This is a genomic window from uncultured Dechloromonas sp. (assembly GCF_945957265.1).
GTDB lineage: Bacteria > Pseudomonadota > Gammaproteobacteria > Burkholderiales > Rhodocyclaceae > Azonexus.
Genome location: NZ_CAMFKO010000045.1, coordinates 17,733 through 31,265, shown reverse-complemented (window position 1 = coordinate 31,265; position 13,533 = coordinate 17,733). Strand labels below are relative to the sequence as shown.

Sequence of the window (13,533 nt, the reverse complement as noted above, 5' to 3'; positions counted from 1 at the left end):
CGGCCCGACCTACCGCGAAGCCCAGCTGTGCATGGAAATGATCGCCGACACCGGCCGCCTCGGATCGCTCGACATCGTCGAACTCAACCCGGCGCTCGACCATCGGAACATGACGGCCGAGCTGGCGGTCGACCTGGTCGAGAGCCTGTTCGGCAAGAGCACCCTGCTGCGCCTGTATCAATCCTGAAATTTCGGGGCGGAGCGCCGGAGCGCGGCGCAAGCCGCTCCCTGTCGTGAAAGTGCCCACCATGAATGCCCCGAATCAACCCCATCTCCGTTTTGCCGAGCGCCGCGCCGAGATGGCGGCCCTTTGCCGCGCCGACGAGCCGACCTGCATTGCCGCGCTGACCGCCGAATACCGCGCCCGGCCGCTCGACGAGGCGGCCGTCGCCCGGCGGGCCGGCGAACTGGTCGCCGCGGTGCGCGCCCAGCGCAGGACGGCGAGCGGCGTTGATCACCTGATGCACGAGTTTTCCCTGTCCAGCCAGGAGGGCGTCGCCCTGATGTGCCTGGCCGAGGCGCTGCTGCGTATTCCGGATGCCGAGACGATGAACCGGCTGATCCGCGACAAGATCAGCAAGGGCGACTGGCGCGCCCACCTCGGGCAGAGCGGCTCGCTGTTCGTCAATGCCGCGACCTGGGGCCTGATGATCACCGGCAACCTGGTGGCGACGCACCGCGAGGCAACGCTGGGCAGCGCCCTGTCGCGCCTCATCGGGCGCGGCGGCGAGCCGCTGATCCGGCGCGGCGTCGAATTCGCGATGACCCTGCTCGGCCAGCAGTTCGTCATGGGCGAAACGATTGAAAACGCCCTGGAGCGCAGCCGCGCCAACGTCGAACGCGGTTTCACCCATTCCTTCGACATGCTCGGCGAAGCGGCCCTGACGGCGACCGATGCCGAGCGCTATTGCGCCGCCTACGAGGCGGCCATCCACGCCATCGGCAAGGCGAACGGCCGCGGCGTGGTCGGCGGCGACGGCATCTCGGTCAAGCTGTCGGCGCTCCACCCGCGTTACGTCCGCGCCCAGCACCGGCGGGTGATGGACGAACTCTATCCGCGCCTGTTCGCGCTGGCGGCGCTGGCCCGCGACTATGAAATCGGCTTCAACATCGACGCCGAGGAGGCCGATCGCCTGTCGATCTCGCTCGAGCTGGTCGAGCGCCTGGCCTTCGAGCCGCAGCTGCAGGGCTGGGAAGGTCTGGGCGTCGTCGTCCAGGCCTACCAGAAGCGGGCGCCGCTGGTCATCGCGCATCTCGCCGACATCGCCCGCCAGGCCGGGCGGCGCATGATGGTCCGCCTGGTCAAGGGCGCCTATTGGGACAGCGAGGTCAAGCGCGCGCAGGTCGACGGGCAGTCCGGCTACCCGGTGTTCACCCGCAAGGCGCATACCGACCTCTCCTACCTGGTGTGCGCCGGGCGCCTGCTCGATGTCGCCGACGTCATCTACCCGCAGTTCGCCACCCACAATGCCCATACGCTGGCCTGCGTCGAACGCATGGCCGCCGACCGCGGCGTGAGCAATTACGAATTCCAGTGCCTGCACGGCATGGGCGAAGCGCTCTACGGCAACGTCGTCGGCCGCGATAGCGATGGCCTGCGCTGCCGTATCTACGCGCCGGTCGGGCGTCACGAGACGCTGCTGCCCTACCTCGTCCGCCGCTTGCTGGAAAACGGCGCCAACAGCTCCTTCGTCAATCGCATCGTCGACGAGAAGGTCGGCATCGACGAACTGGTCGCTTCTCCGCTGGCCGTGGTCGATCAATGGCAAGGCCAGCCGCATCCGGCGATTCCGCTGCCGGCCGACCTCTATGGCGCGGCGCGGCGCAATTCGTCCGGCCTCGATCTCGCCGACGATCCGGAAATCGCCCGCCTGGGCGCCGAGCTCGCCGCCTTGCGCGAGCGCCGCTGGGAAGCCAGGCCCCTGCTGGCGCACGGCGAGGGCGAGGGGGGGCAGTGCGAGGCTGTCTTCAACCCGGCGGATCGCGACGACGTGGTCGGCCGGGTCCATGAAGCCAGCGCAGCGGAGGTGGACATGGCGCTCGCCTCGGCCAGCGCCTTCGTCGGGCACTGGTCGGCCGTTCCGGTCGGCGAACGCGCCCGGCTGTTGCGCGCCTGCGCCGACAAGCTGGAGGATGCGCGCAGCGAACTGCTCAGCCTGTGCATACGCGAGGCCGGCAAGAGCTGGGGCAACGCCGTGGCCGAGATTCGCGAAGCCGTCGATTTCTGCCGCTATTACGCCTCCCGGATCGAATCCTTGCCTCCGGCGCTTGCCGAACCCGGTGTCGTCGTTTGCATCAGCCCGTGGAATTTCCCGCTCGCCATCTTTACCGGCGAAGTCATCGCCGCCCTGGCGGCCGGTTCGCCGGTGCTCGCCAAGCCGGCCGAGCAGACGCCACTGATCGCCGCGCTGGCCGTGCGCCTGATGCACGAAGCCGGGATACCCACGGCCGCGCTGCAGTTGCTGCCGGGACGCGGCGAGACGGTCGGCGCCCGGCTGACCGCCGACGTGCGCGTGCGCGGCGTCATCTTCACCGGATCGACCGAAGTGGCGCAGATCATCAACCGCAGCCTGGCCGAACGCCCGGCCGATGCGCCGGAAACCTGCCTGATCGCCGAAACCGGCGGCCAGAACGCGATGATCGTCGATTCGTCGGCACAGGCCGAGCAGGTGGTGCAGGACGTGATCGCCTCCGGCTTCGACAGCGCCGGGCAGCGCTGCTCGGCCTTGCGCGTGCTGTGCGTGCAGGAGGAAATCGCCGACCGCCTGGTCGACATGCTGCGCGCCGCCATGGGCGAACTGCGCATGGGCAATCCGGCCGACCTGGCGACGGATGTCGGCCCGGTCATCGACGAGGCGGCGCGCGGCGTGCTGGAAGGGCATATCGCCGCCATGCGCCAGGCCGGACACCGCGTCCATCAGATTTCCCTGCCGCTGAGCTGCGCCCGGGGCTGCTTCGTGCCGCCGACGTTGATCGAGATCGATCGCCTCGATCAACTGGGGCGCGAGGTGTTCGGGCCGGTCGTCCATGTCCTGCGCTTTGCCGCCCGCGACATGCTGGCCGTGGTCGATGCCATCAACGCCACCGGCTACGGCCTGACCTTCGGCATGCACAGCCGGATCGACGAAAGCATCGAGGCGGTGACCGGCCGCGTGCGTGCCGGCAACCGCTACGTCAATCGCAACATGGTCGGCGCCGTGGTCGGCGTGCAGCCGTTCGGCGGCGAGGGCATGTCGGGCACCGGGCCGAAGGCCGGCGGGCCGCTCTATCTGCCGCGCCTGTCGGCGGCGCTCAATCCGGCTCCGGCCGTCCTCGGGCTCGACCGTCCGGCCGCCGGCCAGGGGCTGGAAGCCTTGGAGCGCCTTGCCGCCTGGGCCGGCGACGCCAGGGAGACGGAACTGCAGGCGCTGTGCCGCGAGTACGCGGCGCTGACGCCGTGGGGGTGCGCGGCCGACCTGCCCGGGCCGACCGGGGAAAGCAACCGCCTCGATTTCTCGCCGCGCGGCGAGCTGTTTTGCCTGGCCGACAGCGAGGCCGGCCTGCTGCGCCAGATTGCGGCCGTCCTGGCGACGGGCAATGTCCCGGTGCTGCTGAGCGCCGCGGACACCACGCCAGGCCTGTATCGCTACGACGCGGTCGCCAAGGCCGTGCTGAGCCGCCTGCCGGAGGCCGTGAGCGCGGGATGGCGCAAGGCAGTGTTTGCCGAGGCCTGCCTGGCCGGCGGCGTGCTCCACGAGGGCGATGCCAAGGTCAGGCGCAGCCTGCAGCAGCGGCTGGCGGCCAGCGACGGCCCGCTGGTTCCCCTGCTCATGCCGCAGGAACAGGGGCGCTACCCCTTGTTCCGCCTGCTGTGCGAGCACGTCCAGACGGTCAATACCACCGCGGCCGGCGGCAACGCTTCGCTGATGGCACAGGCCTTGTAAACGAGGGGTTCGGGCAAAGGGGATAGCGCGTTTTATCCCCGTTTGCTCTGGGTAAGCCTGTGGATAAACACTGGGGTGTTTTCCCAAGTCTTTGATTTGTTGTTTGTTTAATTGCGGCGCCTGTTTTTTGTGCAATTCCGGGCGCTGTCGAATAAATGTTGTTTATCCCCGTTTCGGTCGGGTAAGTCTGTGGATAAACACTGGGTAAGCTCGCTAGATCATTGATGGCGCAGCGCTTTTGCTGCTGTGCCTAAATTTTGGGCGGTGCGCTGTTTGCCGCTCGGCTCAGGGATTGCAATAGCCGCAGGAAACTGGATCGGCCGTCGTTACGCCGTCGCTGCGTTGGCGCGTTTCCCGGTATTCGCAGCGGAGGCATTTCCAGATTTCCGCCCGGTACTCGCGGGTGGGCAGTCCGCATTCGGCGCAATGCAGCCCGGGTACCGCTTCGGCGGCGGCAAAGCCGGGCGTTGCGCAGTGCGGGCACAGGGAGGCCAGTTTCTCCGCGAGGTTCAGCGCGGCCTTGCCTATGTTGACCATGCGCTCGGGGTGGCCGTGGGCCCGCAGGTCGCGCTCGACGAAAATCCTCGTCCCGGCGGACGAGAGCAGCTTTGCCCAGGCGAAGGCGGTTTTCAGGGAAGGCCAATCGGCCAGGCCCTTGCGGACGCGCGGATTGTTCTCGCTGGAAGGGCGAAGAACCAGGTGCTGCTCCGGGAAGCCGATGCGCGTGGCGAACTCCTCCATCTCCGCCCAGGTGACGATCCAAGCGTGATCGGTGCTGGCCGGTCCTTGATGAATGCCGACCACCTCGATTTTCCGGAGGTCGTCGACCAGGAGCATGACCTCGATGTTCCATGGAAACAGGCCGGTGTGGGGGTCGGGGCCGAAACTTCCTTCGCTGGCCAGGCCGATGGACGCGCCGCTCAACTCCATGCCGATGCGGGCCTTGCGGCGGGCCGCCTCGAGCTGCTTGCCGTAACGCGGAATCTCCCGGGTAAAGCTGCCCAGTTGATCGGTATCGAAACCGCCGATCCGTTCGACGCGGCAACCCAGCATGTCGGCGAGGATGGGCGCGACGACGCGCTCCTTGCCATGCTGCGTCAGGAAGGCAACCTGCTGTCCGCGGTAAAGCTGCTGCCCGGGCGACCGTGCATCCGGGCAGCGCGTGCTGGCGCAGGCTTCAGGCATGGCTGCCGCACGCCGCGGGCCATGCCGAAGGTGGCAGGCGATTGGCCATCAATGCGCGGCCGATGCCGGTTCCGGCTCTTCGTCCTGGGTCGCATCGGTGCGGAAAATCTCCCGCAGGCTGTCGCGCCGGTGCTTGTTCTGGCGTTCGAGGCGGCGGGCCAGCGAGCGTTCGGCCCGGTCGACGGCGCGGTTGATGGCGGCATACAGGTCGGACTCGGTGTCCTCGATGACGATGTCGCTGCCGCCGGGCAGGGGAATCTGGATGCGGCAGCACTTGTCCTCGCCGCCGCGCGGACCGTTGATGTCGTAAAGCCGCACGGCCACTTTCCGGATGTCGTAGGTGGCCCAACTCAGGGCGAATCCCAGGCGGCGCTCGGCGTGCTCGCGCAGGGCGGGAGAGAGCTCGAATCCTTGGGCTCGAATGTCGATATGCATGATGCGCTCCTTTTGCGGTTGGGGAGCAGTCATCCTAGAACGCTTCGATGGTCTGAAATAGACGAAATTTACAGATCAACATTTCGTTTTAATCGAATTGTTTGGTGGCTATCGGTGTGGGGATAAGCAACGTTTATCCCCGTTTTGCCGGGGTAAGTCTGTGGATAAGCTCTGGGCAGTTTGCGTAAGGGCTTGTCGGGCAAGCTGTTTTCCTGGGTTGCTCAAGTTTTGAGCAATATGCGTGTTGCAGTGCACATCAAGGACATGGCAAATCCCTGAAGATAAGCTATCATATATAAGACTTGCGAGCCGGCCTCGGGAAGCTACAAGCCGAACCAATCGGCCGCCGCCATTGTCGTAAAATATTCGTTTCCCAGAGCAACCCTTTACGAAAGGAAGTCGCCGTGCTTGAAGCCTATCGCGCCCACGTTGCAGAGCGTGCAGCCCTCGGTATCCCCCCGCTGCCCCTGTCCAAGCAACAGACCACCGAACTGGTGGCCCTGCTGAAGAATCCCCCCGCTGGCGAAGAAGCCGCTCTGGTCGAACTGATCACCTACCGCGTGCCGGCCGGCGTCGACGATGCCGCCAAGGTCAAGGCCGAGTTCCTGGCCAAGGTCGCCAAGGGCGAGGAAGCCTGCGCGCTGATCTCCAAGGAAAAGGCGACCGAACTGCTCGGCACCATGCTCGGCGGCTACAACGTCAAGCCGCTGATCGACCTGCTCGGCTGCGCCACCTGCGGCGCCGTCGCCGCCGAAGGCCTGAAGAAGACCCTGCTGGTGTTCGACTTCTTCCACGACGTCGCCGAACTGGCCAAGGCCGGCAATGCCAACGCCAAGGCCGTCATGCAATCCTGGGCCGACGGCGAGTGGTTCACCTCGCGCCCGGCCGTGCCGGCTTCGCAGAAGCTGACCGTCTTCAAGGTCACCGGCGAAACCAACACCGACGACCTGTCGCCGGCCCCGGACGCCTGGTCGCGCCCGGACATCCCGCTGCACGCGCTGGCCATGCTGAAGAACCCGCGTCCGGGCATCGAAGCCGACGAAGCCGGTTCGCGTGGCCCGATCAAGCAACTGGAAAAGCTGGCTGCCAAGGGCAACCTGATCGCCTACGTCGGTGACGTGGTCGGTACCGGTTCTTCCCGCAAGTCCGCCACCAACTCGGTGCTGTGGTTCACCGGCGAAGACATTCCCTTCGTCCCGAACAAGCGTTTCGGCGGCGTCTGCCTCGGCTCCAAGATCGCTCCGATCTTCTTCAACACCATGGAAGATGCCGGCGCGCTGCCGATCGAAATCGACGCCGGCCAGATGGACATGGGCGACGAGATCGAACTGAAGGTCGACGAAGCCTCCGGCAAGGTCACCGCGCTGAAGAACGGCGCCGTGATCGCCGAGTCGCAGCTGAAGACCCTGGTCATCCTCGACGAAGTCCGTGCCGGCGGCCGTATTCCGCTGATCATCGGCCGCGGCCTGACGACCAAGGCGCGTGAAGCCCTCGGCCTGCCGCAATCCACCCTGTTCCGCCTGCCGCAGAACCCGGCCGATAGCGGCAAGGGCTTCTCGCTGGCCCAGAAGATGGTCGGCAAGGCCTGCGGCGTGACCGGCATCCGTCCGGGCACCTACTGCGAGCCGAAGATGACCACCGTCGGTTCCCAGGACACCACCGGCCCGATGACCCGCGACGAACTGAAGGATCTGGCCTGCCTCGGCTTCTCCGCCGACATGGTGATGCAGTCCTTCTGCCACACCGCCGCCTATCCGAAGCTGGTCGACGTGCGCATGCACCGCGAACTGCCGTCCTTCATCAGCACCCGCGGCGGCGTTGCGCTGCGTCCGGGCGACGGCGTCATCCACTCCTGGCTGAACCGCCTGCTGCTGCCGGATACCGTCGGTACCGGCGGTGACTCGCACACCCGCTTCCCGATCGGCATCTCCTTCCCGGCCGGTTCCGGCCTGGTCGCCTTTGCCGCCGCCACCGGCGTCATGCCGCTGGACATGCCGGAATCCGTGCTGGTTCGCTTCAAGGGCAAGATGCAGGATGGCATCACCCTGCGCGATCTGGTCAACGCCATTCCGTACTACGCCATCAAGCAGGGCCTGCTGACCGTCGAGAAGAAGGGCAAGAAGAACGTCTTCTCCGGCCGCATCCTGGAAATCGAAGGCCTGCCGGACCTCAAGGTCGAGCAAGCGTTCGAGCTCTCCGACGCCGCCGCCGAGCGTTCCGCCGCCGCCTGCTCGGTCGCCCTGAACAAGGAGCCGATGGTCGAGTACATGCGTTCGAACATCACCCTGATGAAGTGGATGATCGCCGAAGGCTACTCCGATGCCCGCACCCTGAAGCGCCGCATCAACGCCATGGAAGACTGGATCGCCAACGGCACGCTGCTCAAGGCTGATTCCGACGCCGAATACGCCGCCGTGATCGAAATCGACCTGGCCGAAGTCACCGAGCCGATCCTGGCCTGCCCGAACGACCCGGACGACGTCAAGCTGCTGTCCGAAGTCGCCGGCGACAAGATCGACGAAGTCTTCATCGGTTCCTGCATGACCAACATCGGCCACTTCCGCGCCGCCGGCAAGGTCCTCGAAGGCAAGTCGGACATCCCGACCCGCCTGTGGATCGCCCCGCCGACCAAGATGGATGCGCTGATCCTGACCGAGGAAGGCTACTACGGCGTCCTCGGCAAGTCCGGCGCCCGCATGGAAATGCCGGGCTGCTCGCTGTGCATGGGCAACCAGGCTCAGATCCGCAAGGGCTCGACCGCGATCTCCACCTCCACCCGCAACTTCCCGAACCGTCTGGGCATCGACACCCGCGTCTACCTCGGCTCCGCCGAACTGGCCGCCATGTGCGCGCTGGCCGGCCGCATCGTGACGGTTGCGGAATACATGGAGCAGATCAAGCTGGTCAACGCCAAGGCTGCCGACGTGTATCGCTACATGAACTTCGACAAGATTCCGGAGTTCGTCGAAGTCGCCGCGACTGTCGAGATGTAAGCCATTCGAGGAGAGCTGCCTGTCCGTCGATAGGACAGGCTCTCTTCCCGGCGTGCCCGACACGCATGCGCCTCACCGACCCCGAACAGGGCGGTGAGGCGTTTTCTTTTGGTGCGTGCATTGCTCATTGATATCGGCTGATGGGGCGCTACCGCTGTCGCCGCAGGCATCGAAAGGATGCCGGCGTTATATCGGATTGCTGATAAACGCTATTTGCCCTTTCGTATTTTCGCTTTGCCTTCTCCTTTTAAACTGAACTGCGATCCACAGTTTTCAAAGGAGTGTGCCATGTCGTATGAAATCAACTCTATTCTCTATGCCTCTGACCTATCGCCTCGCTCGCCCGCCGTTTTTCGCCATGCGGTCGGCTTGGCGGCCAAGTTCGGGGCGAAGTTGCATGCGATGACCGTTTCATTGCCGGCGACCGGCTTGCCGTACATGGAATTCATTTCGGAAGAGAAATTCGACCAGATCAAGGCCGCCGGCCATAACAAGGACGAGGAATTGTTGCGCAGCCGGATTGCCGTTTTTGCCGAAGCGCATCCGGAAATGGGCGTCAGCGATGTCCTGACCAGCGTCCGGGCTGTCGAGGGCGACCCGGCCAAGCGTATTCTCGATGTCGCCAAGCACGTCCTGGCCGACGTGATCGTCATGGGGTCGCGCGGGCATACGGCGATCGGCGAGATCATCCTCGGCTCCGTTGCGCACAAGGTGACGATGAAGGCCGACATCCCGGTGATCCTGGTGCCGATCGACCGCTGATCGGCTCGCCTGTTGCCGGCACGGGCTCCCGTAGGGGAGCCTTTTTATTTTGTCTTTGCCTGGTTGGTGTTTATCTTCTGGCCGCAGTCGCTGAGGATGCGGCGTATCCAGCGGTGCGCCGGCGACTTGTGGTTGCGCTCGTGCCACAACTGGTAGAAGCGCATCGGCGGGAAGTCGATCGGCGCCGGCAGAATGGCCAGTTGCAGGATGTCGGCGTAGAAGCGGGCGAAATGCAGCGTCGTCGTGAAGATCAGGTCGGTGTGCTGCAGCAGGTAGGGCACCGTGGTGAAGGACTGGACGGTGACGCATTCTTCCCGGGTGATGCGCAGCGAGGCGAGGATGCTGTCGATGACCCCGCGCTGGCTGATCGAGTAGGGCATCGGCACGATATGCACGCCCCGGGCGTAGCTTTCGGTGGTCATGCCCTTGCTGGCCAGCGGGTGGCGGGCATTGACCAGGCAGACGATCTGGTCTTCGAGCAGCATCGAGAGATGCATGCGCGGCGGCGGTTCCGGCCAGTTGCCGATGACCACGTCGAGTTCCCCCTCGGCCAGCGAGCGCTCGAAATCGAAATTTGGTCCCAGCGAATGGATGACCAGGCGGGCCGTCGGCGCCTCGCGCCGGAAGCTCTCGACGACAGTGGCCATGAAGGAGGGGGCGATGTAGTCGGGTGCGCCGATGCGGAAGGTCAGCTTGCTCGTTTGCGGCTCGAAGCTTTCCGGCAACTGGACCATCTGGTCGATCTCGGCGAGCGCGCTCTTGGCGTGGGAGAGCAGGGCGAGGGCACGTTCGGTGGGCACCATGCCGCCTTTCTCGCGCACCAGCAGCGGGTCGCCGAAGATGTCGCGCAGTTTGCGCAGCGCGGCGCTGATCGCCGGCTGGGATTGCTTCATCCGCAAGGCGACGCGGGAAACGCTGCGTTCCGTGACGACGAGGCAGAAAACCCGCAGCAGATAGCTGTCCAATGCCTGTTCCTCGCGCCGGATGTTCATTGCGTTTCCTCCATGGCCTGCATTTTATGTATGTAAGTCGCCACCAAAATAACGATTTCTATATATTGCTTATAAGGTTATCAGGGTTTTGGCAGGTCGGAAGCGGTCGTAGACTGCAATCCATCGAAGCACATTACAAGGAGACAGACGATGGGCAAGCTCACCACACATGTTCTTGATACGGCCAACGGCACGCCCGGCGAGGGCATCGCGATCACGCTGTATCGCATCGACGGCGAACGCCGGGAAATCCTGCACACGCAGACCAACCACGACGGCCGTTGCGACCGTCCGCTGCTCGAAGGCGAGGCGCTGGTCGCCGGCACCTACGAGTTGCTCTTCGCCGCCGGCGATTACTTCCGCGCCCGGGGCCAGCAGCTGCCCGAGCCGCTGTTCGTGGACGAGGTCGTGCTGCGCTTCGGCATCGCCGACCCGGCGGCGCACTACCACGTGCCGCTGCTCGTTTCGCCGTGGAGCTACTCCACCTACCGCGGCAGCTAAGTCGCGAGTCAAGCGAACTGCAACCCCGATAACCCTATACAGAGAAAACAGACATGGAAGCGTATCTGCTTGACTGGGCCAACCTGCTGCTGCGTTGGTTCCACCTCATCGTCGGCATCGCCTGGATCGGTGCCTCCTTTTATTTCGTCATGCTCGACAACTCGCTGAAGGCCCCGAAGAAGCCGGAAGATGCGAAGCGCGGCGTGTTCGGCGAACTGTGGGCGGTGCATGGCGGCGGTTTCTACTGCAGCCAGAAGTTCCTCACCGGCCCCAAGGGCGAACCGCTGAGCGACGACCTGCACTGGTCGAAGTGGGAGTCCTATTCGACCTGGTTGTCCGGCATGAGCCTGATGGCGGTGGTGTACTGGATCGGCGCCTCGAACACGCTGATCGACGCCCGCGTCATGGAACTGACCCCGGCCACCGCCGTCGGCATCTCCATCGCCTTCCTGACCGCCGGCTGGCTGGTCTACGACCTGCTGTGCCGCAACCTGGTCGGCCGCGACGGCCTGCTGGCAGCCATCGTCTTCGTCTTCGTGATGGTCTGCAATTACGCGCTGCATCACCTGTTTTCGGCACGCGGCGCCTACATCCACGTCGGCGCCATGCTCGGCACGATGATGTCGGCCAACGTCTTCTTCCACATCATCCCGGGCCAGAAGCGCATGGTCGACCAGATCCGCGCCGGCCGGGAAGTCGATACCATGCCCGGCATCATCGGCAAGCAGCGCTCGGTGCATAACACCTACTTCACGCTGCCGGTGCTGTTCATCATGATCAGCAACCATTACCCGATGACCTACGGCAACAGCAACGGCTGGCTCGTGCTCGCCGTGCTGATGCTGGCCGGCGTGCTGATCCGCCAGTATTTCGTGCTCCGCCATCGCGGCGAGCAGAAGCTGTGGCAGCCGCTGGTCGGCGTCGCGCTGATCGTCGCGCTGATCGTGCTGATGGCACCCAAGGGCGTCGATGCCGGCGGCAAGAAGATCGCCTTCAGCGAAGTGAAGCAGGTCATCGACCAGCGCTGTGTGACCTGTCATGCCGCCCAGCCGACCCGTGAGGGCTTCGCCCAGCCGCCCAAGGGCGTGATGCTGGAGAACGCCGCGCAGATCGGCCAGCACGTCGCCAAGATGGCCGAAACCGTCGGCACCGGCTACATGCCGCTCGGCAACCTGACCAAGATGACCGACAACGAACGCAAGCTGATCGCCACCTGGGCCGCCCAGGGCGCCAGCCTGGCCGACTGAGGGGAAGACGCGTGAATACCAAGATTTGCCTGAATACCCTGTCGGCGCTGCCGCAAGCCGATTTCGTCGCCAAGCTGGCCGACATCTTCGAACACTCGCCGTGGATACCCGAACGCGCCTGGGCGGCCCGCCCGTTCGCCGATGTCGGCCAACTGCACGGCGCGATGCTGGCCGTGCTCGATGCCGCCAGCGCCGAGGAGCAACTCGGCCTGATCTGCGCCCACCCGGAGCTGGCTGGCAAGGAAGCCGCCGAAGGCACGCTGACCGACGCGTCGACCGCCGAACAGCGCGGCGCCGGCCTCGACCAGTGCAGCAAGGAGGAATTGCAGCGCCTGCGCGACCTCAACGCCGCCTACCGTGCGCGCTTCGGCTTTCCGTTCGTGATCGCCGTCAAGGGCCTGAGCCGCTACCAGATCATGGACGGCGTCGATGCCCGCCTGCGCAACGACCGGGACACCGAGTTCAAGGCCTGCCTGCGCGAAATCGGCAAGATCGCCCGTTTCCGCCTCGACGCGCTTTTTGCCTGAGCGGAGAAAGCGCATGAAAACCAACGCCAACTACCCCCGCGACCTGATCGGCTACGGCCGCAATCCGCCGCATGCCGACTGGCCGCAAGGGGCGCGCATCGCCGTGCAGTTCGTCCTCAACTACGAGGAGGGCGGCGAGAATTGCGTGCTGCACGGCGACGCCGGCAGCGAGCAGTTCCTGTCCGAGCTGTTCAACCCGGCCAGCTACCCGGATCGTCACCTGTCGATGGAAGGCGTCTATGAGTACGGCTCGCGCGTCGGCGTCTGGCGTTTCCTGCGCGAGTTCGAGCGGCGCGGGCTGCCGATGACCATCTTCGGCGTCGCCATGGCGCTCGAACGCCATCCCGAACTGACCGCCGCCTTCAAGGAGCTCGGCCACGAGATTGCCTGCCACGGCTGGCGCTGGATCCACTACCAGAACATGGATGAAGCCACCGAGCGCGAGCACATGCGCGTCGGCCTGGAGATCATCGAACGGCTGACCGGCGACAAGCCGCTCGGCTGGTACACCGGCCGCGATTCGCCGAACACCCGCCGGCTGGTCGCCGACCAGGGCCTGCTCTACGACTCCGACTACTACGGCGACGACCTGCCGTTCTGGGCGACGGTCAGGAAGAGCGACGGCAGCGACGCACCGCACCTGATCGTGCCCTACACGCTCGACACCAACGACATGCGCTTCTCGCTGCCGCAAGGCTTTTCGCACGGCGACGAGTTCTTCGAATACCTGCGCGACGCCTTCGACGTGATGTATGCCGAAGGCGAGGAGCGCCCGGCGATGCTGAGCATCGGCATGCACTGCCGCCTGCTCGGCCGCCCGGGCCGCTTCCGCGCCCTGCAACGCTTCCTCGACCATATCGAAAAACACGACCGGGTCTGGGTCTGTCGCCGCGTCGACATCGCCCGTCACTGGATCGAACGCCACCCCTACAACCCCGCAACCGCCCCGACCCTCTGACAGAGAACAA

The 13,533-nt window shown here is 65.3% G+C and carries 11 protein-coding genes; 8 read left to right on the top strand and 3 right to left on the bottom strand.

What is annotated here, in order from left to right; genetic code table 11:
• Both Q0P59_RS17840 and putA read left to right on the top strand, forming a co-directional pair.
• A partial coding sequence (locus tag Q0P59_RS17840) for an arginase family protein (RefSeq protein WP_295008902.1) occupies positions 1–187 on the top strand: 187 nt, incomplete at its 5' end.
• A gap of 61 nt (positions 188–248) precedes the next feature.
• On the top strand, positions 249–3,923 hold the full coding sequence (putA, locus tag Q0P59_RS17835; protein WP_295008900.1) for a bifunctional proline dehydrogenase/L-glutamate gamma-semialdehyde dehydrogenase PutA: 3,675 nt from the start codon (positions 249–251) through the stop codon (positions 3,921–3,923).
• Positions 3,924–4,208: 285 nt separating this feature from the next.
• Here putA and Q0P59_RS17830 read toward each other — a convergent pair whose 3' ends face one another.
• Both Q0P59_RS17830 and raiA read right to left on the bottom strand, forming a co-directional pair.
• A complete protein-coding gene (locus tag Q0P59_RS17830; protein ID WP_295008897.1) occupies positions 4,209–5,108 on the bottom strand; it encodes a DUF6671 family protein in 900 nt (299 codons plus the stop codon).
• A gap of 48 nt (positions 5,109–5,156) precedes the next feature.
• On the bottom strand, positions 5,157–5,543 hold the full coding sequence (raiA, locus tag Q0P59_RS17825; RefSeq protein WP_295008895.1) for a ribosome-associated translation inhibitor RaiA: 387 nt from the start codon (positions 5,541–5,543) through the stop codon (positions 5,157–5,159).
• Positions 5,544–5,947: 404 nt separating this feature from the next.
• On the opposite strand from raiA, the gene acnB reads away from it, so the two are divergent.
• Both acnB and Q0P59_RS17815 read left to right on the top strand, forming a co-directional pair.
• The gene (gene acnB, locus Q0P59_RS17820) at positions 5,948–8,536 is read left to right on the top strand and encodes a bifunctional aconitate hydratase 2/2-methylisocitrate dehydratase (protein WP_295008893.1); all 2,589 of its coding nucleotides are present in this window, start codon (positions 5,948–5,950) and stop codon (positions 8,534–8,536) included.
• A 177-nt stretch (positions 8,537–8,713) separates the two neighbouring features.
• Complete coding sequence (locus Q0P59_RS17815; RefSeq protein ID WP_366091083.1) at positions 8,714–9,298, top strand: universal stress protein; 585 nt, start codon at positions 8,714–8,716, stop codon at positions 9,296–9,298.
• Positions 9,299–9,342: 44 nt separating this feature from the next.
• On the opposite strand, the gene Q0P59_RS17810 is transcribed toward Q0P59_RS17815, so the two are convergent.
• Positions 9,343–10,290, bottom strand: coding sequence for a LysR family transcriptional regulator (locus Q0P59_RS17810; RefSeq protein WP_295008889.1), 948 nt, complete (start codon positions 10,288–10,290; stop codon positions 9,343–9,345).
• A gap of 150 nt (positions 10,291–10,440) precedes the next feature.
• Between Q0P59_RS17810 and uraH the strand changes: the two genes are divergently transcribed.
• From uraH to puuE, 4 genes are read left to right on the top strand one after another with little or no spacing between them, the layout of a single operon-like run.
• Positions 10,441–10,791, top strand: a complete 351-nt coding sequence (uraH, locus tag Q0P59_RS17805; protein WP_295008887.1) for a hydroxyisourate hydrolase — start codon at positions 10,441–10,443, stop codon at positions 10,789–10,791.
• A 53-nt stretch (positions 10,792–10,844) separates the two neighbouring features.
• Positions 10,845–12,038, top strand: a complete 1,194-nt coding sequence (locus tag Q0P59_RS17800) for a urate hydroxylase PuuD (protein ID WP_295008885.1) — start codon at positions 10,845–10,847, stop codon at positions 12,036–12,038.
• A gap of 11 nt (positions 12,039–12,049) precedes the next feature.
• A complete protein-coding gene (gene uraD / locus Q0P59_RS17795) occupies positions 12,050–12,565 on the top strand; it encodes a 2-oxo-4-hydroxy-4-carboxy-5-ureidoimidazoline decarboxylase (protein ID WP_295008883.1) in 516 nt (171 codons plus the stop codon).
• A 13-nt stretch (positions 12,566–12,578) separates the two neighbouring features.
• Positions 12,579–13,523, top strand: a complete 945-nt coding sequence (gene puuE, locus Q0P59_RS17790) for an allantoinase PuuE (protein WP_295008880.1) — start codon at positions 12,579–12,581, stop codon at positions 13,521–13,523.
• Positions 13,524–13,533: the final 10 nt, after the last annotated feature.